Source organism: Paenibacillus sp. MAEPY2, assembly GCF_000499205.1.
GTDB lineage: Bacteria > Bacillota > Bacilli > Paenibacillales > Paenibacillaceae > Paenibacillus > Paenibacillus vandeheii.
Window position 1 is genome coordinate 82,730 of the sequence record NZ_AWUK01000034.1, and the last position, 20,473, is coordinate 103,202.

General features: G+C 48.1%; 15 protein-coding genes. 8 read left to right on the forward strand and 7 right to left on the reverse strand.

Annotated features, from left to right (window positions below; all coding sequences use genetic code 11):
• Window positions 1–63: 63 nt before the first annotated feature.
• Entirely contained in the window at window positions 64–669 is a 606-nt protein-coding gene (mobA, locus tag P364_RS0124955; protein WP_024632766.1) for a molybdenum cofactor guanylyltransferase, read from the reverse strand.
• 87 nt (window positions 670–756) lie between these two features.
• Between mobA and P364_RS0124960 the strand changes: the two genes are divergently transcribed.
• Entirely contained in the window at window positions 757–1,983 is a 1,227-nt protein-coding gene (locus tag P364_RS0124960; protein ID WP_024632767.1) for an MFS transporter, read from the forward strand.
• A gap of 615 nt (window positions 1,984–2,598) precedes the next feature.
• Here the strand turns inward: P364_RS0124960 and P364_RS0124965 are convergent.
• Window positions 2,599–4,332, reverse strand: coding sequence for a glutamine--tRNA ligase/YqeY domain fusion protein (locus tag P364_RS0124965; protein WP_029881276.1), 1,734 nt, complete (start codon window positions 4,330–4,332; stop codon window positions 2,599–2,601).
• Between the two features lie 189 nt (window positions 4,333–4,521).
• Between P364_RS0124965 and P364_RS0124970 the strand changes: the two genes are divergently transcribed.
• From P364_RS0124970 to P364_RS0124980, 3 genes are all read left to right on the forward strand, one after another.
• Window positions 4,522–4,779 (forward strand): DUF2164 domain-containing protein, encoded by a 258-nt coding sequence (locus P364_RS0124970; RefSeq protein ID WP_024632769.1) that lies wholly within the window; start codon window positions 4,522–4,524, stop codon window positions 4,777–4,779.
• A gap of 31 nt (window positions 4,780–4,810) precedes the next feature.
• Window positions 4,811–5,359: a GNAT family N-acetyltransferase gene (locus P364_RS0124975; protein ID WP_024632770.1), complete on the forward strand. Its 549-nt coding sequence runs from the start codon at window positions 4,811–4,813 to the stop codon at window positions 5,357–5,359.
• A gap of 215 nt (window positions 5,360–5,574) precedes the next feature.
• Entirely contained in the window at window positions 5,575–6,480 is a 906-nt protein-coding gene (locus P364_RS0124980) for a hypothetical protein (protein ID WP_024632771.1), read from the forward strand.
• Between the two features lie 215 nt (window positions 6,481–6,695).
• On the opposite strand, the gene P364_RS0124985 is transcribed toward P364_RS0124980, so the two are convergent.
• On the reverse strand, window positions 6,696–7,484 hold the full coding sequence (locus tag P364_RS0124985) for an SDR family oxidoreductase (protein WP_024632772.1): 789 nt from the start codon (window positions 7,482–7,484) through the stop codon (window positions 6,696–6,698).
• A 24-nt stretch (window positions 7,485–7,508) separates the two neighbouring features.
• Window positions 7,509–8,012 carry a GNAT family N-acetyltransferase gene (locus P364_RS0124990; RefSeq protein ID WP_024632773.1) on the reverse strand — a complete coding sequence of 168 codons (504 nt, stop codon included), beginning with the start codon at window positions 8,010–8,012 and terminating at the stop codon, window positions 7,509–7,511.
• Window positions 8,013–8,256: 244 nt separating this feature from the next.
• On the opposite strand from P364_RS0124990, the gene P364_RS0124995 reads away from it, so the two are divergent.
• Window positions 8,257–9,444: a methyltransferase domain-containing protein gene (locus P364_RS0124995; RefSeq protein ID WP_024632774.1), complete on the forward strand. Its 1,188-nt coding sequence runs from the start codon at window positions 8,257–8,259 to the stop codon at window positions 9,442–9,444.
• 127 nt (window positions 9,445–9,571) lie between these two features.
• Here the strand turns inward: P364_RS0124995 and P364_RS0125000 are convergent, their stop codons facing one another.
• Complete coding sequence (locus P364_RS0125000) at window positions 9,572–12,973, reverse strand: GH36-type glycosyl hydrolase domain-containing protein (RefSeq protein ID WP_024632775.1); 3,402 nt, start codon at window positions 12,971–12,973, stop codon at window positions 9,572–9,574.
• Between the two features lie 191 nt (window positions 12,974–13,164).
• Window positions 13,165–14,181, reverse strand: coding sequence for a LacI family DNA-binding transcriptional regulator (locus P364_RS0125005; protein WP_024632776.1), 1,017 nt, complete (start codon window positions 14,179–14,181; stop codon window positions 13,165–13,167).
• Window positions 14,182–14,638: 457 nt separating this feature from the next.
• On the opposite strand from P364_RS0125005, the gene P364_RS0125015 reads away from it, so the two are divergent.
• The 3 genes from P364_RS0125015 to P364_RS0125025 all read left to right on the forward strand — a co-directional run bounded on the left by P364_RS0125015 (window position 14,639) and on the right by P364_RS0125025 (window position 19,181).
• A complete protein-coding gene (locus P364_RS0125015) occupies window positions 14,639–16,288 on the forward strand; it encodes an ABC transporter substrate-binding protein (protein WP_024632778.1) in 1,650 nt (549 codons plus the stop codon).
• Between the two features lie 95 nt (window positions 16,289–16,383).
• Window positions 16,384–17,391, forward strand: a complete 1,008-nt coding sequence (locus P364_RS0125020) for an ABC transporter substrate-binding protein (protein WP_024632779.1) — start codon at window positions 16,384–16,386, stop codon at window positions 17,389–17,391.
• Between the two features lie 77 nt (window positions 17,392–17,468).
• Window positions 17,469–19,181, forward strand: a complete 1,713-nt coding sequence (locus P364_RS0125025) for an ABC transporter ATP-binding protein (protein ID WP_024632780.1) — start codon at window positions 17,469–17,471, stop codon at window positions 19,179–19,181.
• Window positions 19,182–19,330: 149 nt separating this feature from the next.
• Here P364_RS0125025 and P364_RS0125030 read toward each other — a convergent pair whose 3' ends face one another.
• A complete protein-coding gene (locus P364_RS0125030) occupies window positions 19,331–20,290 on the reverse strand; it encodes a class I SAM-dependent methyltransferase (RefSeq protein ID WP_024632781.1) in 960 nt (319 codons plus the stop codon).
• Window positions 20,291–20,473 lie beyond the last annotated feature (183 nt).

Consider the following 20,473-nt stretch of genomic DNA (forward strand, 5'->3'; position numbering starts at 1 on the left):
ATAGGTATAAGAGATTGGCTAGATGTTAAATGTGATGATGAATGAACTCATGGTCAGGCCGTCCTATCGATTACGAATAAACTCATAGTCTTCCGGGGTATTCATATTGCTCAGCTGAATTGCCACATCATGGACGCCAGCGCTTTCCAGCTCGTCCACGTCGACATATCGGCAGCCCATCTTTTCAAGCCACTCAGTTACTCTTAGTCTGTCACCTATTAAGCGCTGTTCAAGTTCGGGAAGAACACGTTTATGGTAAGCACCCGCAAGCGGATGAACCCGCTCTGCTAATCGCGGAACGATCGCATGATGCTCTTGAGAAGACTCAGTGAGCCTCTTCATGCCTTTGAAAAAGGATAGCTCTAACAGCGGCATATCACAGGCACAAACGAGGTTCCAGTCCGTCTCTGAGGCTTCCAGCGCGGCATGTAGTCCTGCGAGCGGCCCTTTCCCCGGGTAATCATCCTGAACGCAGTCGTAAGGCAATGCGTTGTATGCTGTCGTGTTGTTTCCTGAGGAAACAATAATACGATTCACAGCCGGTGTCATCGCTTGGATGACCTGTTCCAGCACGCTGGAACCATTCCATTCCAATAATGCTTTATTGGAACCCATACGGCGGGATAAGCCGCCTGCCAATATAATACCTGTCCATTCTATTGTGCTCACAGTCATCCTCCTCGTTCTATAAACGTATTCTATACATTGAATACCCTTTCAACAAATGATACATTGAAGAATATGATTCTGAAAGGAATGGCTCTATTGGACAGATCTGCACCCGGAAGAGGCAACCCCTCTTTGGTTTCGCTGAAACTATATAACTTTTTCATTTATGGAGCCATTTCAATCTTCGCCGGTTTTCTTCAGTTGTATTTGCAGGAAATCGGCATGACCAAATTGGAGATTGGCAGTCTGATGGCGATTGGTCCGTTTGTATCCTTGTTCGCTAATCCGTTCTGGGGCTTCTGGAGCGATAAATCACGCAATATTCGTATTATATTGATGATGATGATGGGCGGCACCTTTGTGCTTGCTCAGACCGTATTCTATGCGCCTACGTATGCTTGGATCTATACAGCCATGATCTTTTTTTATTTTTTTCAAAGTCCTTTGTTTGCTCAAACCAACAGCCTGATTCTCGGTTATATTGATGGAACTACTCAGAAATTTGGTACGTTTCGGCTTTGGGGATCGCTGGGCTGGGCTCTGACTGCTGCAGCTGCCGGGCCGCTCATCGACCGCCTGGGTGCGGGCAGTGTATCAATTGTCTTTGCCTTCATGATCGTCATTGCCTTTATCTTTGCCTTGCTCTTACCCAGACAGCCGATCGCTTCAGATACACCTGTAGTGAGCTTTCGACGTTTCGGTAGAGTCATGTTTAATCCGTACTTTATGATCTTTATCGGGCTTGGTGTGCTAGTTTCCGTACCCAACGCCATGAACAGTACATTCATGTCATTGTACATCGTTGAGATGGGTGGCGATAAACAGATGGTTGGCTGGGCCATCTTCTCATCATCCATACTTGAAGTCGGTGTGTTCCTGCTCCTGGACCGTTTTCTCAAGCGTAAAATGAGCATGCTTCTCGCATCGCTGATATGGATCAGTCTGCTGTTCGCCATCCGCTGGCAGCTCATGGCCCTGGCGAACAATCCGTTAGAGATTGTATTCATCCAGCTCATGCATTCCATTACATTCGGCGGATATTTCTATGTCGGGACCCAGCTGACGATGCTGTTCATTCCAAGGCCGTACCGCTCGTCTGGTCAGGCCGTGTATACGATGGCCTGGGGCGGCATATCCGGTGTCATTGCCGGCCTGTTCGGCGGTTGGCTGTTCCAGAGCTTCGGTGCTGAAGTGATGTATAAGATCGGAGTATTCTTCTCCCTGATTGGTGCTGTTGGTTTTGGCATCATGTGGTTCTGGAACCGCCGCAACGGCTATCAGCCAACGGTGCTGACGGAAATGGGTGAGAGGTAATCTTTTGTTGCAGGCTATTTGCACGTTCAAAGTCACACTCGAGCACTCCGATGGCAGAACAACCTTCCGATCGCTGTTATCTCCGAATTTTTTTGATTCCCTTCTATAAGGGTAAAATTCGGAGATAAAGGCGAACGCTACGCTTCTTCAGGTTATTTCTGCCCTCTCCGTTATGGTGTAACATCAACGTTTAAAAAACCGGAACAAAAGATTAAGAAATAGTAGTAATGAGGTAATCTTTTGTTGGAAAAGGTTGAACCTTTCAAGATTTACACTGGAGCACTACGAGGACAGAACAATCTTTCGATCGCTGTTATCCCCGGATTTTTTTGATTCACTTTATCAAAGGGTAAAATCACGGTGATAAAGGCGAACGCTACGCTTCTCCAGCTTTATTCTGTCCTCTCCGTTATGGTGTAAATAACAAAGTTCAAACAATCAAACAAAAGATTAAGAATAGTAGTAATAAAGAGAAAGGCGTCTCCAGGCTTATTGCCCTGGAGACGCCTTTTTACGTTTATAGATTTAAGTTTACAGTCTGGGTTTATAACCTAACTTGTAGCATTGACCTTAAATCTTATACTCTACCTTTTTATTCTATCGCTATGCTTTATCTTATGCTTTTGGCAGTTGGAACGAGCTCTTCAGGGATACAACCCGGTTAAATACGGGACGGCCTGGCTCGGAATGTTTCGGATCCACGCTGAAGTAACCATGACGGAAGAACTGGAATTTATCCTGTGCTTTCGCTTCCTTCATCTCTTGCTCCACAAACCCTTGAACCACTTCAAGAGAGTTTGGATTCAATTGATCCAGGAACGTTTTCTCCGGTTGTTCTTCCAAAACTTCATTATCAGCCCCTGCTATTTCCACTTCCACTTCTGCTTCCGGCGCTTCTGCCAAGATTAACGGCTCATACAGACGGAACTCCGCAGGTACCGCTTGGCTCGCTTCTACCCAGTGGATCGTTCCTTTGACTTTACGACCTGTGAAGCCGCTGCCGCTCTTCGTCTCCACATCGTAAGTACAATGGATTTCGATCACATTGCCTTCCGCATCCTTGATCACATCATTACATTTGATGAAGTACGCATGCTTCAGACGAACTTCGTTGCCAGGGAACAAACGGAAATATTTGTTCGGCGGGTTTTCCATGAAATCGTCTTGTTCAATGTAAATCTCGCGGGAGAATGGAATCTGACGATTACCCATCTCTGGATTCTCCACATTGTTCTCTGCTTCGAGCCATTCGACTTGCCCTTCAGGGTAATTCGTAATGACCACTTTGAGCGGATGCAGGACAGCCATCGTACGCGGAGCTTTCAGTTTCAGATCTTCACGGACAAAGTGCTCCAGCGTTTGCAGATCAATGACGCCATAGTTTTTGGAAATGCCTGTCTCGTATATAAAATCACGAATGGCTTCCGGTGTATATCCCCGGCGGCGCAGACCCGAAATCGTTGGCATACGCGGATCATCCCATCCATCCACATGGCCTTCGTCCACGAGCAGTTTCAGCTTCCGTTTACTTGTCACCATTTGCGACAGGTTCAGGCGGCCAAACTCATATTGATGCGGTTGATTCTCCATCTCACATTCGGTAATAACCCAATCATAGAATGGACGTTGGTCCTCAAACTCCAGGGAGCAGAGGGAATGCGTTACCCCTTCAATGGCGTCCTCGAGCGGATGTGCGAATGCATACATCGGATAGATGCACCATTTGTCCCCTGTATTGTGATGATGTGCATGAGAAATTCGGTAAATGACCGGATCACGCAGGTTGATGTTCGGTGAAGCCATATCAATCTTGGCACGCAGCACTTTCTCACCGTTCTGGAACTCGCCTGCACGCATCCGGGTGAACAGGTCCAGATTCTCTTCTACCGTGCGGTCACGGTATGGGCTGTTTTTGCCCGGCTCGGTTAGCGTTCCACGCATGGCACGGATTTCGTCGGCGCTTTGGTCGTCGATGTAGGCTTTGCCTTTTTGGATCAGCAAGACCGCGCGGTTGTACATTTCATCAAAATAATCGGAAGCAAATCGTTTCTCGCTCCACTCGTATCCAAGCCATTTTACGTCTTCCTGAATCGATTGTACGTATTCCACATCTTCCTTGACCGGATTCGTGTCATCGAAGCGCAGATTCGTCTTGCCGCCAAACTCGCCACCCAGTGCAAAGTTAATCCAGATCGCTTTGGCATGGCCGATATGCAGATAACCGTTCGGTTCCGGAGGAAAACGGGTAATGACTTCCTGGACTTTCCCTGACCGGAGATCTTCGGTAATAATATTTTTGATAAAGTTAGGTGGGGTTGTACGATTGTCCACAGGTATCAAACCTTTCATGAATTGATTGGAACTTTCAGCATTTACAATGCGTTTCATCTAAATATACCTTTAACGAGGGACGAGTTCAATAAATAACGGCACCAAAGTCATGACAGGCTGACACAAGATAGGCCCAAAACCATTTTGACGGGTTCGCGCGAATCATGTAGCATGATAGAAAAACAGAATTTAAGGGAGGGTTTCCCATTGAACGCGCTAAAACTGTCCAAAGAACAACAGGATGAAGCCATACGTACCATCCAGTCGTATTTCGAAGAGGAACGCGGCGAAGAACTGGGCGATCTGGCAGCTTGGGGTGTGCTGGATCTTTTCATGACCCAGTTGGCTCCCTTCATATATAATCAGGCACTGGGTGACGCCCGTACTACGGTGAACCAACGCATGGCCTCGATGGAAGAAGACCTGTTTGCACTGGAGCGCAAGCTACCGAAGACTTCCCGATAAACCATTATTTCAAAGAAAGAAGGTTGCACTCATGTTTACCTATTCATTGGATGAATATACCGAACTCCGCCCACTTGCGATGGAGCACACCAAACCGTTGTTCGAACTCACGGACCGCTCGCGGGATCAGCTGAGACATTGGTTACCGTGGGTGGACCACGTTACTGAGATTGAGCATACTTCGAATTTTATCAGCAATGCATTGAAACAGGGAGCTGACAACGGTGGTTTCACCGCAGGTGTCTGGCTGAAAGGCGACCTTGCAGGCATCATCGGTTTTCATGAAATTAACTGGACCAACCGTTCGGTAAGCATCGGATACTGGCTTGGCAAAGGCTTTGAAGGTCAAGGCTTGATGACCAGCGCATGCCGCGTTCTGGTGGATTACGCTCTGGTCACTCTGGATCTGAACCGTGTCGAGATTCGCTCTGCTACCAACAACAAGCGAAGCCGGGCCATCCCTGAACGACTTGGATTTGTCCTTGAAGGCGTTATCCGTCAGGCCGAGAAGCTGCCTAAGGGCTATGTTAACCATGCAGTGTATGGCATGCTGCAGCATGAATGGGAACTTTTGCGCTAAATAGACTTACATAATCTAATTACATCATTCGGAGAACATTAATATGCCTCTTGCCTGTGAGATTTTCAAACATGGGTGAGGGGCATTTCTGGTTAGAGGACCAATTTTTAACGCGAATTAAGGTTACGTTCAGCCTCTCTTCATGGTTATTGCCTATGATAACGTTGTGGATTCACTCCCACATCAACCTATTGAAGAAAGAAGGATGATCACGCATGAAGAGAACGAAAACATCAAGAACAGTGATGGTAACCAGCACGATGGCTTTGACAATAGCACTGGGCGGAGGGTTGTTTGCACATTCAGTGGCTAATGCAGATCCGGCGGCAAGTGCTTCCGGTCAAACAAAGACCGACAGTGCCTCCTCATCGAATTCACATACATTTAAATCGGCAGATGGGAAGAGAGCTCATGGACAAGGATTTGGCCGCTACTCGGATGAACTGGCCTCCGTCCTTGGAATGACAGCCGACGAGCTAAAAGAAGCCCGTAAAGCAGGCAGCACCATTGCTGAGGTTGCAGCATCCAAAAATGTGGACGTACAGACCGTCATTGATACACTTGTTGCCGCACAAAAAACGGAACTGCAGCAGCGTCTCACCGACGGAAAACTTACGCAAACCCAGTTCGATGAGCGTTTGGCTACGCTCACTCAGCGCGTAACGGAGCTTGTTAATGGCAATTTGTCGGAAGTTGGTGCAGGCGGACGCGGACGCGGCGGTTTCGGCGGACCGGGAGCAGAACTTTATACCGAAGAGCTGGCCTCTGTCCTTGGGATTACAACGGACGAGCTGAAGGAAGCTCGCGAAGCGGGCAGCACCATTGCCGAGATTGCAGCTGCCAAAAATGTGGACGTGCAGACCGTTATCGATAAACTTGTTGCAGCACAGAAAGCCAATCTGCAACAAAAGCTGACCGATGGAAAACTTACACATGCTCAGTACGATGAACGCGCTTCCGACATCACTCAACGGGTTACCGACCTTATCAACGGCAAACTGTCCGAAGACCGGGAAGGTCATGGTCATGGGGCAAAACGTGACGGAGAATCCAAAACAACGACGGCTCCCGATTCCGGTAAATCCGATACATCAGCCAGTAGCAGCAAAGACCCGGCTTAACCATTCGGTCCGGACCTGATAAGTTAGATATTCACAACCCCTCTGTGCACCTGGTTAAATGTGGTCGACGTGGTGAGGGAAGCCGTTCCCACACAATGCATACATCAAATAAAAGCCCCTCCTTCTACACAACACGTAGAGAATAAGGAGGGGCTTTACCTTATTTTTAAATTTTTTACTTACGTATAACTTGAGATCCTCTGATCATTCTTTTCTTAGAGTGCACGTACCATACCACCATCCACCACAAGGGATGTACCTGTAATGTACGTATTCGCTCCTGATAAGAGGAACACGACCGCCTTGGCAAACTCCTCAGGTTGACCATAACGTCCCAATGGAATTTCTTTACGGAATTGTTCGGCAACCTCTTCCTCACTTATTCCGTTCTGTTCTGCACGCACAGCGTCCAATTCATGTATCCGATCCGTTCCGATTCGACCCGGCGCAACCGTATTGATCAGAATGCCATATGGCGCAAGCTCCTGTGACAAGGTCTTGGCCAATCCGAACACACCCGTACGGAACGTATTGGACAGAATCAGACCGGGAATGGGCTGCTTCACAGAGGTTGAGGCAATGTTCACGATATGTCCGCCATTCTCCTTCATGTAAGGAAGCGCACCGCGAATCAATCTGACATAGCTAAGTACATTTAATTCAAATGCGCGTTCCCAGTCTTCATCGGTCAGTGACTCAAATGTTCCGGAAGGCGGGCCGCCTGAATTGTTCACCAAAATATCAATCTGACCGAACAATTCACCTGTCTTGCGAATCAGGGTATCAATATCTTCCTTACTTGTCACATCCGTTGCACAATATTCGACACGTCCGCCACCACCAAGCGCCAGCAGCTCCTGCTTCACCCCTGCAAGCTTTTCTTCGCTTCGGCTGGCGAGCATAACGTCAGCACCTTCGGCCGCCAATTGAGCGGCTACAGCTTTGCCCAGTCCTCGACTGGATGCAAGCACCAGTGCCTTTTTACCCCGAAGTCCCATGTCCATTGTTGTTCCTCCTCCTACGCTGTTCTATCCTTTGGCCTGGATGAAATAACTCATAAGAATATCGTCCACATACTTGCCTGCGATATAAAATTCCGATATCAGTCTGCCCTCCGTCACGAATCCGCACTGTGTATAAAAGGCAATGGCTCCTGGATTGCTGGATAACACACGCAGCCTGAGCTTGGTGATCCCTTGTTCAAGGGCATACTGCTTCATGGCATCCATCAGGGCCGTAGCCATACCACAGCGACGATCATGGGGATGAACGGCGATATTAATCTCGTATACATGACGGTTAACAGGCATGCCTGTTGCCGGATGAAAGCCTACATAACCACATACCCGCTCTCCCTGAACGGCAATCAACTGACTGCCTGGAGGGCAATGCTGCAGGTATTGTTGTCTTGATCGCCAGTTGAGCGGCTCAGGAGAGGTATATTTATCCCATACCAGAGCATCCAGCTCCATCAGCTGCGCCGCATCCTTAAGCTCAGACGGTCGAATCATATACGTATGGCTGGTAAGCATAAAAGTTCAACCTTTCGTACATTAGTGATAACACTGCGAGAAGCAGCGTTCAAAAATAGGGCTGTTCGGTTCTTATTGAACATTTTGCAGGGTATATCGATGCTAATGCTCCATTGCTATATATTGTAGCATAGCCTCAGGCTTGACTAAAATTTCAATCCGTTGAATGAAATTTTCACTTAACCTTTCCGTAACGTCATCGTTTATACTAATTCGATAATATACTTGATTAGAGGTGTACGTGATGAACATCAAGGAAGCCGCTGACAGACTCGGCATATCGGCGAGAGCCATTCGCTTTTATGAGGAAAAAGGACTGATTCAGCCCGCCAAACAGACGAATAACAGGTATCGCACATATACCGAGAATGATATCTGGCGGCTGCAAACCATTGCAGCCCTGCGTGAAATCGGGATGTCGCTTCAGGATATCACCCAAGCGCTCGGAGAGATTGACCAGGGCAATCAGCAGCGGCTGGAAGAATATCTGGAGCTGCAGCAGGCGGTCATGTATGCCCAGTGGGTCGAGCTAAAGCGCATGCTCGATACGACCCAGCGCATGATTGACCTGAACCGTCAGGATGGGCCGCTGGACGTCACCCATCTGCATGATCTTGCAGACAGTGCACGCCGCCTCAGAGAAGCACGGCAGAACTGGCATGACCGCTGGAATTATGATAGGCAAGCAGCCATCCATGATCAGCGGGTACAGGCGTCGAATGACCGTATGCCAGAACCTAATGATGATGAAGTTCGCAGCCAGAAGAATAGCTGGACAGCACACAAGCCAAACAGCGTTATAACGTATCCAGACGATGCAGAATCAAGATTGGAAGAATTGGGAGTAGGTGCAGGATCGTTCAATATCTATGACAACTATGACGAAGCACTGGAGCAGACAGCAAGCTGGATATTTCCTGTACCCGGCGAGAAAGGTCTCGATATTGGGACTGGCACGGGCAATCTGGCAGGCAAATTGTTAGAACGAGGCGCAACGATGACCGCCATTGATCAATCCCGGGAGATGCTGCGTACATGCCGCACCAAGCATCCAGAGATGCATGTGAAGCTTGGCAACTTTCTGGCTTTGCCTTTTGCCGACCAGTCCTTCGATTTTGTCGTATCCAGCTTCGCCTTCCATCATCTGAGCCCAGATCAGCAGCAGTTGGCATTACAGGAGATACAGCGAGTGTTAACCAGACGAGGACGGATTTGCCTGACAGACCTGATGTTTGCGAATACAGCTCACCGCCAGACGTATATCGAACAGGCTGTGGCAGCAGGTCATGAGGAGCCACTGCAAACGATAAAAGAACGTCATTTCCCGCTGCTGGACGGGCTGTGCGGTTCGCTGGAGGACGCAGGCTATGTGACGAAGCATGTACGCCATAATACGCTGCTGCACACGTTGCTGGCCGTTCCTTTGCGTTAGAGTGATCATCGTATCGTAGCGGGTTCCTCGGACCCGCCAATGAATCCTTCTCAAATAAAAAAAGGTCACCCTGCCTGTTAAGGAGGATGACCTTCCACTCTAGTGAAGCTTCGAGCTTGTATTGAATTTACATATAAATTTCAACAATCGTGCGCTCCGAAGCATTACGCGCTTGTTTGAACTCATCCAGCGAGATGCGAGCCCCACCTTGACGGTAACGGTTCGCCGTTTGCTCGGTGCGGATATCTTTGCCGTTTACTGTTACACGGTTAACCGAACCTTCGTTCAGATGGTAGACAAACGTTACTGGCTCTCCTGCATATTCGAATTCGAATTGCATACCGTCCAGTTCAGCTGGCAATACCGGGTCAATAACCAGATCTCCGCCTTCCTGACGAATGCCGAGTGCGTTCGAGATCAGTTGGTTCATGTAGATTCCAGGACCGCTAGAGTAGATTCTCCATCCACCCTTCACCTGTACCGTTCCTTTGCGAAGCTGGTCAAAATGCTCCTGCGCCTCGTACCGCGTGTTGAACTTGCCGTCGGAACTGCTGAAATACGCGTTCGCCTGACGAATCTCCGCATTAGGTACAACTTCACCGATACCAACCGGGTTAATCATGGCAAGGCCATTCCATACCTGATCCGTCTTGCCAAGCTTCGCCATCGCTTCCACGTTACGGATATGGGCGTGTACATACTGCAAACCAACCTCACGTCCGAAGTTGGACGCTTGTTCTGCCCGTTTGAAGTGACTGCTCACACCGCCAGCATATTGAGCTGGACGATTCATCAGGCGTACACCATCCGGGCACAGGAACTGCTCACGAATCAACGCATAATGTGATTCAGCCTGTTCTGCATTCAGCAATTCACCGATCATGCTGCGTGTCATCGGCAGAAGGCGGTATTGAATGCCTGTCTCCGTATCTGTTGGGTGAAGCATCAGCTTCGCCTGATCGGCTTCTTCCATGTATACGAAGCCTGGAATCACATCCGTACCCAGCATGTACCGATTAAAGTCTTCACGGATGCCTTGAGCCAGAACGTCCAGCTCCTGTGCAAATGCAGCATCCTTATGCTGCAGTGCCTGTGCAAGCACATTGACAGACTGATACGTCAATGCAACGGTCCAGCTGCTCACCATGTATTGTTTGAGCTGTGCATTGGCTGGCTGGAGCGTATCATCCCAGTCCCCATCCCCATAGGAAGACAGGAATGTGTCGTGCAGGAAGTGTGAGCGGATGTATTCGATCTCTTTTTTCGCGTGATCCAATACAGTTGCCGTTTCTTCCGTGAATCCAAAGCTGTGCTTAACGGTATACGGCACTTTCTCATCCAGAATCGCATAGTCACGAGTCGCTGTAAGGTAGTCCGCGAGCACTTTCAGCGGCCATACGATGATGTCACCATGGCTCTCTTCCTGCTGAATTGCAAAGTACTTGTCAAACATGAACCATTGCGGCCAGTTGCCATCATCTTCATATTGGTGGGTATACACCATTTTGATGATATCGCGAACCTGCTCATATTTTTGCGTGGCCATAAAGTATTCAACCGGACCTTGGCATACATCCCGAGTACCCCAAGCCGCGCCGCCGTACTGCTCCAATCCGTGAGGCACGGAGTAGTGAACCAGCATGTTGTGTGTGTACCACCAAGCCAGCGCGTTCACTTTGAACAGATCCTCTGCACTTTGGCCTTCACCACGAGACAAACGGAATCCGTTCATTACGCCTGCGAAGAATTCGCGGTACGCCTGTACTTCCTCTTCAAAAGTAAGGCTGGAGCCTGCTGCCACGGAACCGTCTGCTTCGTTTGCTTGACCTTCCAATACGCCTTGTACCTTCAGCGTCCATTCTGCACTCTCTCCCAGACTAAGTGTAACCAGCGATGCAGACCCACTGCGGATACCACTAGCCAGCAACGTTTCGTCTCCCACATTTACGGCTGCGCCATCCACCGACATGCGGTATTGCAGGTCAGGATACGTTCCTGCACTAATCGCTTGCGGGTCAGCCTTGAAGATCAGTGTACTGCCATCCTGCGTCATATGCAGCGGATACTCGTATTCATTTACATTCATCGTGATTTGGTTGGTTACCAGGTAGCGATAAGCTTTGCCACTTGTCGAGCGTACGTTCATGCTCACTTCAGTGGTGTGTGCCCCGGTGTAGTTCGTCACGATAATGGTATCGGATTCGGTTTTGTAGATCCAACGCACGTAGTTGAATCCAATCTCGAACAGGGAAGGCATGGTCAGCAGACGATACTGTCCGTCCATTTCCACATAAATGCGTTGTCCAGCCGTCTTCGGCACGTTCAATGCGTTGCGGGCATTACTGATCATTTTATTAAAATTGGTGTTACCAATAACGAGTTGTGAGTTGAAAATACCGTACATATACGACGTCGTTGTAATAACCTGAGCACCAAGCTGCACGTTGCCACCACTCATTAGGATATGGCCGTGCGGACGCTCTACGAGCAATTCTTTCGCTTTCAGGACGATATGTTCATAGCTGCCTGTAAAGAAGGACAACAGCGAGTCACCGCTATGCTCTTCCTGATGACGGTCAGGGAACAGTTCATTAATCTCATCTTGTGTCAAATCAAGCGCAGCAAGCGGTTCACCCAAGAAGGATGACAGTTTCACCTGTTCCAACGTCTCGCCTTGCTGAACAGTCAATGCTTGTACTTCGTTCCATGCGGCAGTTACTTCATCCCCGAATTCCAGTGCGGAGATTCCGGCAGGATGATCTGCTTTGGCCAGTCCGTAGAATACCATCTGGGCTTCCCCGTCCAAGTTAACGCGCTCCGATTGCAACGCTGTGTAGGCAAATTCATATTGGTACGTCTCATTTGCCAGGGTATTACGGCTCAGGCTCTCAGGCTGATTGGTCTCTTTGTAGGAAAGACCGAAGAATTGGAATCCGTCTGTGGAGTAGCCAATTGCCTTAGTCAGCGAACCTTGCTGCATGTATGGGAAAGCACCGCCCTGAGGCTGGTTTTGACGGGAACATACCACATATCCCTTCGCTTCATCCTCGAACACCGTATGGTCAATATACTGCGACAGATAGGCCTCATTGCTGCGTACTGCACCTGGATCAGCAAGCCCTACATCCTGTCCATATACCACGTCAACGTTATGTTGTTGTCCTGTGAGCTTCACATCCCAGAACCAGACGCCTTGCGTTGTAGCTGTAAACACGACCTGATAGCCAATGCCTTGTTCTTTGCCTTCAAGCTGCACTGTACCTTCCCAGATCAGTTGATTGCCGGATTGCGCCTGGCTTGTGATCACTTTGCTGTTCGAACGCACACCCAGCAGTGGGAACGAGCTGATTTTTTCTCCCTCGTGTACGCGCAGGTACAGATTATTCAAAGATCCATCGATCTGGTTGCTGAGCAGCTGATTCAACATAGTTGTACCGGACTGGGCCTGATACAGATCCCCACTGTTCAAAAAGGTAAAGGATAAATCCCCGGCAGTCAACCGGATTGGTTCATTAATCATCGTTGTCATACTCTTCACTCCTTCAATTAGTATAAAATCGAAACGTTTCGATAAATCTGAAAAAGAATAGGGGGCCTCTGCGAAGTGACCTTTGACTGGCCCCTTCGGACGATGATCCCCCTCATTCAACTCTCAATAGAAAAGATTCAAACTACTACAAAGCAGCATTTTAGCAGATTCAGCCTCGGACAGTTCACTTCCTATGCTGGCTGGTTTCCCGACTGCACCTCTACCGATCGTACAGACTCTCGCTCCACCAGATCAATGGTTAACGTATACGATGGATTCACAGCTTCGCCATTCAGCATCTGGAAGAGCAAATGTCCTGCCAATGAACCCGCTTCATGCTTGGGCTGTCGCACCGTTGTAAGCGGAGGGTGAACATATTCGGACAGTTGAATATCATCAAATCCGATGACTGAAATATCATTCGGTACCGATATGCCGCTCTCTTCAAATGCTTTCAGTCCACCAATTGCCATCTCGTCATTCCCGTAAAATACGGCAGACGGAAGCTCGCCCTGCATAACCATCATCTTGGTTGCACTATATCCGCCCTCACGTACAAAGTTACCGCTTAGACGCCATTTGGACTTTTCTTCAAGACCCGCTTCCTGCATTGCTCGCAAATACCCTTGATAACGCAGTGCATTATCATAAGAATTGGATGGCCCGCTAATATAGGCGATGGTCTTATGCCCCTTCTGAATGAGGTGCCGTGTAGCCAGGTAACCGCCTTGCTCCCCATCCACCAAAACGTTGACCAGATGGTTACTCGTCAGCTGCCGATCCATCACAATGATAGGGAAACGATCTCCCGCAGATTCCACCAGGATATCATCATGGATGTTATGAGCCAGGATAATAGCGCCGTCCACTCTTTTTTCTCGCAAGAAACGAACCGCTGTGGAGTCACGTCCTCCCATAGAGCTGCAAGCAATCAGATCATATCCGTTAGCCAGCGCTACATCCTGAACGCTGCGAATCAATTCGGAGTAATACGGACCCGACAGATCTGTAAGAATCAACGCAATCGTATTCGTCCGGCTCCGCTTCAGGTCCATGGCAAAGCCGTTTTTGCGATAATTCAGTTCTCGTGCTGCATCCAGCACCTTGGCCTTGGTCTTGGCACTGACCTTGCTATCTCCGTTCAGCGCATAAGAGGCGGTCGAGAGCGCCACACCTGCCAGCTTTGCCACATCCTTAATCGTTGCCATTCCACGTTCGCTCCTTCTAACTTCTTGTTACCTATCATTTTATACTGTAAATGGTTGCAACAACCACTCATTCCTATTCATTATCCATTAGGAGTTATATCCATTTCCCGTTTATCGAAACGTTTCGAAGTGTTTTCAAAAAAAATCTCTCTTCGCGTCTTTTAAGCATCCCTGCTGTAAAATGTACCCTTTAATCGTAGATATATCTTGATCGATTGTCAGCATTTCAATAATGGACTAAAGGGAGAAATTCATTATAAATCACAATGAATATGCCTGTAAACCATAAATTGAAACGTTTCGACATTTTTATTATAGTCGGTGTTGATAGCGATTTCAACCTCTTTATCTATTTTTCACAGAAATATGTGAAGGGAATGATTCGGGGGTCCCTATTACACCTTTGTGGTATTATACTGCATATTAGTCCAATCCTCTATAAGGAGTTCGTTATGTTATGAGCAACCTGGATCTAAGCTTTCAAAAATTATCTCTGAACACCCCTGGCCGCTTGCAGCAAATTACAACCGTCCCTCCAGCACTGTTCAGGCTATGTCATCTGGTGCAGCTCCATGATCGAGAAGCCTTCTCCGGTATCGATGAACTGTGGAGCAGCAAGCATGTTCTTTATGTCATCACCTCCGGTCAGGCAAGATTGATCAGTTCGAATGGTCAAGTGATGGTAAATACCGGCTCCGCTGTCGTACGCCAAGCGGGAACCCAGCTTCAGCATGAAAGCAAGCGTGGTTCTCTGTCCCCGGTTCAGGGTATTGCAGTGGCCTTTGATTTTGCAGATAGCGAACAAAAGCACTGGCCGTTCGGACATCCTGTTCCCATTACGAGCCGCCTTATTGCCGAGCTGATCTCCGAGTTGGTTCTGTCCAGCTCGAAACGCAATGAATCCGGACCATTCAAACCTCATATGCTGTTCTATCAGTTACTGGATACTTTACATGATCACGCTGAACGTCTGGCTCATGAGGATCATTCCTGGCTGGACATCGTCATTGCGCACATCCATGAAAAGGTTACTCACTCCTTTACACGGGAGCAATTAGCGAGAGAAGTTAATGTGAGCCCGGAGCATTTTTCACGAGAATTCAAGAAGTACACCGGACTTACGTTTGTGGAGTATGTTACCCGGCTAAGAATCCGAATCGCTCAGGAACAGCTGCTTTTTGCTAATCCGACATTACAGGAACTTGCGCAGTTGACGGGATACAGAGACACCTTTTATCTAAGTCGAAAATTTAAACAAACGGTAGGTTGCGCACCGACCCTCTATCGGAAAACACCCAAAAAAATCGTAAGTCTTACTTACAACTATACTGCGTCCTTACTCGCACTGGGCCATATCCCTCATATGGGTGCCGTCGCGGAATGGATGGAAGCAAAAATAGTTGAATACGGGTCAGAACCATTCATACAGTATTCTGAGCATGAACTTATTAATCATACCGATCTAATCGCAGACACTCATCCCGATGTGATTCTTGGTTATGCACCTCATTCAGGCCTGGATGATCTACGGCAGATTGCACCTACCATTCTGATGCCCTTTGAAGAACTCGACTGGCAGGAGCAATTCATTCATTTGGGACGTATCACGGGCCTGGAAGCGAGAGCTCGTACGCTGTTAGAACGCTATGATACACTTCAGCAAGAGGCCAATCGTACACTTGATCAGATGATGGGCGTACGTGGATCAGCAGTATGTATATTCATGATTGGTGAGAGCGGAGCGTACATCTATGGCCACGGGTGGGGCCGAGCTTCTCATATTTTGTATCATTCGCTGGGCTTCGTCCCTCCTGCACGGATGGAGAAGGATGGCCAGCTGCTCACAGGTTACATCCATGTTCCGTTAACAGAGATTCATTTATATGCCGCAGATTATATTTTTATTGATTATGCCAGGGAATCGTCGGAGCAGAATGCTGTGGACAACCTGTTCGCTCAGGAGTCCTGGAACACCTTGAGTGCCGTTCGTGAAGGGCGACTGTACGAGATTAATGCGGATATGTTTTATGGATTCGACCCGATCTCCGTTATAGAGCAATTACAGCACATCATGCACAAACTCACATCACAATTGTCCATGCATTAGTCATCATAGATGTCCATGTACAAATGTCACGTCATCCTCTATGTTATTAATGAGAATAATAATCATTATTGATTATACATAGGGGGAACAAGGATATGTTTGCTGCAAAAAAACGATTTTCCGTCTTGCTGCTCATGCTCGCCATCATCATGATTCTGGCTGCCTGTAACAGTGGTACGGGTTCGGGCACAACGGAACCAACAGCGGCGGGCTCAGAATCGACCACAGGTTCGAATGAAACAAACACCAGTTCTTCGGATACTACAAGGATTTATAAGTCATTAAGTGGAGATGTGGAAATTCCGGCTGAACCGAAACGGATTGTTACAGATATGTACGTAAGTGACCTGCTTGCACTGGGTGTGAAACCCGTTGGTGCTGTTCAATATTATCTGGAAAATCCATTCTACGCAGATCAGGTGGAGGGCATAGAGAACATTGGTGATCGGGGTGCTGTATCCCTGGAGAAGGTCGTTGCGTTGGACCCGGATCTGATCATTACCTACTCTGATAAAGCTGAAGAAATTGAGAGTTATCAAAAAATCGCACCTACCGTGGTCATTCCCTACGGCACGTTTACCAATGTAGAGGATGAAATTCGGGGCTTCGGAGAACTCATGAACAAATCCGAAGAAGCCGAAGCCTGGCTGAAAACGTACGACGAACGTATTGAAGCCGCTCGCGCCAAAGTAAAAGCAGTCATTAAACCGGAGGAAACCTTCTCCATCCTCGAAGTATCAGACAAGAGCTATTATGGCTATGGAGATAACTTCGGTCGGGGTGGACAGGCCGTATATCGTGCTTTGCAACTTGCACCACTCGAAATCACCAAGAAAGAGCTGATGGGCGATACCCAATGGAAAGAGATTTCCCGGGAAGTCGTTGGTGATTATGCCGGAGACCATATCTTCCTAACCGTAGGGGAGAACAATAAAAATTACCAAGGTGACTCTATCTGGCAATCGCTCCCGGCTGTGAAAAACAATCAAGTGTACGAGCTGGAAGAAGATCGCTACTGGTACTTCGACCCGATTGCAATACAGGCTCAGGCTGAAGAATTTGCCGATATGATTGTAGAACGTGCACAGCAAAATCGTAAATAACATATGAAGGGTGTAAGTGTCTGGTCAGGCTATGGAGTCTGTCCGGGCATTTGCGTTATATGGAGGAGGATTTACATATGCTTCGCCGTTTCATGGCCTATTATCGTCCTTATCGGGGACTCTTTATATTGGATTTCTCCTGTGCCATTCTGGCTGCACTGCTGGAGCTTGCGTTTCCCCTGGCTGTAAACAAAGTTGTCGATCAGCTGCTTCCCGCAGGCAACTGGTCCATGATATTAGCAGCCTGTGCCGGATTGCTGGGCATCTATCTGCTTAGTTCCTTTTTCCATTATGCAGTTACCTACTGGGGACATAAGCTTGGCATTAACATCGAATCTGATATGCGGCGGGAACTGTTCCAGCGTGTGCAGAAGCAATCATTTCGCTTCTTCGATAACAATAAGACTGGGCACCTCGTCTCTCGCATGACCAACGATCTGATGGATATTGGTGAGATTGCGCACCATGGACCAGAGGATCTGTTCATTGCCCTCATGACGTTGGCTGGGGCCTTCGGCATTATGCTGGGCATCAACTGGCAGTTGGCTGTCATGACCTTCATTATTGTGCCGCTGATGATCTTCCTGTCCCTCTATTTCAGCCGCAAAATGTCCAAAGCGTTCAAACGTATGTTTGCGGATATCGCAGACTATAACGCACGCGTAGAGAACAATGTGAGCGGAATTCGTGTAGTTCAGGCTTTTGCCAATGAAAAACATGAAGTGAAACGTTTTGTCGAAAATAATGAACGCTTTCGCCTTACCAAACTGATCACCTACCGAATTATGGCGTGGAATTCCTCGCTCAGCTTCATTCTGATGAAATTCGTATCACTGTTTGTACTGGTGTGCGGTACGTGGTTTGTCATTCAAGACAGGATGACCTACGGTCAATTCATCGCCTTTGTCATGTTATCCAATGTGTTTCTTGGACCGATTCAACAGATCAATTCCGTCATCGAGACCTATCCCAAAGGCATTGCCGGATTCAGACGTTACCTGGAACTGCTGGAGGCCGAGCCCGATGTAGATGATACACCTCAAGCCAAACCAATTTCACATGTGAAAGGCGACATCGCCTTCCATAACGTCACATTTGCTTACGGCGAACACAAACCTACGTTGGATCAGATCAATCTGGAGATTCAGGCAGGACAAACGGTTGCGCTGGTCGGACCTTCGGGTGCAGGCAAATCTACGCTATGCAGCCTCATTCCACGCTTTTACGATGTGGATGCGGGGCATATCTCTATTGATGGAATTCCGGTAAAAGATATGACGCTGGAGTCGCTGCGCTCCCATATCGGGATTGTGCAGCAGGATATTTTCCTGTTTGACGGATCGATCCGCGAGAATATTGCTTACGGCAAACTGGATGCGCCTGATGAGGAAATCTGGCAAGCCATCAGCCGTGCCCAACTGGAAGAGCTCGTCCAATCCCAACCGGAAGGACTCGATACCCTGATCGGTGAGCGAGGCGTCAAATTATCCGGTGGACAGAAGCAGCGTCTATCCATTGCTCGCATGATCTTGAAAAATCCGCCGATCCTCATTCTGGACGAAGCGACCTCCGCACTGGATACTGAAACGGAAGCCGCCATTCAGCTGGCTTTATCCGAGCTGGCACAGGGGCGTACAACGCTGATCATCGCCCATCGACTGGCCACCATCAGACACGCGGATCGCATTGTCGTTGTGGAGAACGGCGGCGTAGCCGAACAAGGCAGCCATGATGAACTTTTGGCACGCCAGGGCTCATATAGTCGATTGCATCAAGCCCAATTTGGATAGGTTGCGGAAATAACGTCTCTTGGATTCGTTAAACCGCAGACCTGTGGAAATTGGCAATAATAACACGTGCTCGGTTCGTTAGACAGACAGCACTAAAGCTAAAAAAGGGATGTCCCCGTCATGTTCATGACTTATGGGACTTCCCTTTCTTATTCAGATCCTAATCTGTAATAATCACAGCAGGAATAGGTTTTTATTTTTTTGACCGCATGGATAAAATGGTTTGTTTCGAAGGCGGACAAGTCATCTGTACGATTGCTGAAATATCGATCCTGGATGTCCTCCGGCGATAGATGCTCATATATGAGTAGTCCTGCATCCGCCAACAACCGCTCCATCTCCTCATACGTGAAGCAGGATTGCATCGGCTCGCCCCCCATTGCAGCCATCTTCACCATATTTTCAACCCGGTTAAACCTTCCTTTTTCCTCAAAGAGATGCTCATCTGCATAATCCAGTACAATGGAGCTCCCCGTTGGAAGATCCGAAAATACATGTCGGAGCAAGTTGGATAGATTTTCTTTGGTCAAATAATACGATACACCCAGCAGAGTAACCAGCGTCTTCAGCTTCTCCAAACCTCCATTAGTCAAACTTTCATACGAAGGCTCACGGGTAAAATCCATTGGCACAAAATGAAGATTGCCCGGAATGTTCAGCTTGGCCTGATGCAGCCGCTCCCTCTTGAATTGCTGAGTGGCTGGATAATCCACTTCAAATAGTTCCAGCGTGTCCTCCAGTTCCGGATGCCTCAAAGCAAATGTATCCATCCCTGCGCCAAGAATAACAACCTGCTTCAATCCCAAAGCGACTTCATGCAGCAGTACCTGCTCACAGTAGGCAGCCCGAGCCAATGTGATTGGAGATATCTGTACCTGCGTAATCCATTTTAGGATCTTATCCGGGTCATTCTTGCACTGGTGGGCCATCTCCGGGTTGAAAAAATGGATGCCTTGAATCATATTCTCGCGGATATCCGAAAACTCTTGAGGATTGATAAGCTCTTTGGCTATATAATCATCGAAAATAAGAGGTGTATCGTATTGGCAGTGGTAGGCTCGGCCAAAAGCCGAAATCAGGGATGTAATACTGGACTCATTTTGCTTCATGTTTTATCCTCCCGTACAAACAAAAATAAGATTCCCCCTGGCCAGGAGAATCTTAGTATATACGGAATATATTTATATGTAAATTATAGCATAAAAAGATTTTTTTGTCAATCTAAATTTACGGAATGAGAAGACAGATTAAAGTGGCCTTGCGGCTTTTCCCTCCACTTCCACCTGTCTTCT

Coding starts and splice junctions, on each gene's coding strand:
- P364_RS0124990 (WP_024632773.1), bottom strand. CDS start 8,012: ATGCTTACCAGCCATACGTATATGATTCGACCGTCTGAGCTTAAGGAT.
- P364_RS0124965 (WP_029881276.1), bottom strand. CDS start 4,332: ATGAAAGGTTTGATACCTGTGGACAATCGTACAACCCCACCTAACTTT.
- P364_RS0125005 (WP_024632776.1), bottom strand. CDS start 14,181: ATGGCAACGATTAAGGATGTGGCAAAGCTGGCAGGTGTGGCGCTCTCG.
- P364_RS0125025 (WP_024632780.1), top strand. CDS start 17,469: ATGCTTCGCCGTTTCATGGCCTATTATCGTCCTTATCGGGGACTCTTT.
- P364_RS0124975 (WP_024632770.1), top strand. CDS start 4,811: ATGTTTACCTATTCATTGGATGAATATACCGAACTCCGCCCACTTGCG.
- P364_RS0124980 (WP_024632771.1), top strand. CDS start 5,575: ATGAAGAGAACGAAAACATCAAGAACAGTGATGGTAACCAGCACGATG.
- P364_RS0125000 (WP_024632775.1), bottom strand. CDS start 12,973: ATGACAACGATGATTAATGAACCAATCCGGTTGACTGCCGGGGATTTA.
- P364_RS0125020 (WP_024632779.1), top strand. CDS start 16,384: ATGTTTGCTGCAAAAAAACGATTTTCCGTCTTGCTGCTCATGCTCGCC.
- P364_RS0124995 (WP_024632774.1), top strand. CDS start 8,257: ATGAACATCAAGGAAGCCGCTGACAGACTCGGCATATCGGCGAGAGCC.
- P364_RS0124960 (WP_024632767.1), top strand. CDS start 757: ATGGCTCTATTGGACAGATCTGCACCCGGAAGAGGCAACCCCTCTTTG.
- P364_RS0124985 (WP_024632772.1), bottom strand. CDS start 7,484: ATGGACATGGGACTTCGGGGTAAAAAGGCACTGGTGCTTGCATCCAGT.
- P364_RS0125030 (WP_024632781.1), bottom strand. CDS start 20,290: ATGAAGCAAAATGAGTCCAGTATTACATCCCTGATTTCGGCTTTTGGC.
- P364_RS0125015 (WP_024632778.1), top strand. CDS start 14,639: ATGAGCAACCTGGATCTAAGCTTTCAAAAATTATCTCTGAACACCCCT.